1 protein-coding gene is annotated in these 917 nt (G+C 61.2%); it reads right to left on the bottom strand.

The window, feature by feature from the left end; translation table 11 throughout:
* Window positions 1-7: 7 nt before the first annotated feature.
* The coding region (locus tag HX786_RS29280) for an FAD-binding oxidoreductase (protein WP_256735335.1) at window positions 8-917 on the bottom strand (910 nt) is incomplete at its 5' end.

The raw sequence follows: 917 nt of genomic DNA, 5'->3' as shown, positions 1-917 counted from the left end.
CAATCAATCACCCCACCATCTCCCGCACCCGATACCACAACATCCCCAACGCCAGCAGCGGCGAACGCAACACCTTCCCCCCGGGAAACGTCATATGCGGCACCTGGCTGAAAACATCCAACCCCCGACTCTGCCCAGCCTGAATCCCCTCGGCCAATAACCGCGCACACCAATGCGTCACGTTTAGGCCATGCCCCGAATACCCCTGGGCATAGAACACATTCGGATGCTGCTTCAGGCGCCCCACCTGGGGAAAGCGATTGGCGGTGATGCCGATCTTCCCCCCCCACTGAAACTCAATCGCGGTATTCGCCAACTGCGGAAAAACCTTGAGCATCTTCGGCCGCATATACCCCGCGATATCCACCGGATCACGCCCCGAATAATGACAAGCCCCCCCAAACAACAACCGCCGATCCGCCGAAAGGCGGTAATAATCCAACCCCACTTTCTGATCACACAACGCCAGGTTCTGCGGAATCAACTGATCAGCCACCCCAACCGACAGCGGCTCGGTCGCAATGATGTAGCTCCCCGCTGGCAGCACCTTGCCGCTCAACTTCGGCTCCAGTTCCTCCAGATGCGCATTGCACGCCAGCACCAGGTTACCGGCGCGCACGGTGCCGGACGCGCAACGCACCTGCACCGTGTCGCCATGGATCAACTCCAGCACCGGGCTGTCTTCAAAGATCCGCACCCCAAGGGATTCGGCCACTCCAGCCTCCCCCAGCACCAGGTTCAACGGGTGCAGATGCCCGGAGCCCATGTCCACCAGGCCACCGGCATACAAGCCTGAGCCAACCACCTGCGCCATATCCTGCGATGCCACCAACCGCGTTTCAGGCGCATACCCCAAGGCAGCCAGGCTCTCCAGCTCCCCCTGAAACGCCGCAAACTGCGCCGGCGTATTCGCCAAC

Source organism: Pseudomonas sp. 21615526 (assembly GCF_013386245.1).
Lineage (GTDB): Bacteria > Pseudomonadota > Gammaproteobacteria > Pseudomonadales > Pseudomonadaceae > Aquipseudomonas.
This window is presented reverse-complemented; position numbering and strand designations above follow the sequence as displayed.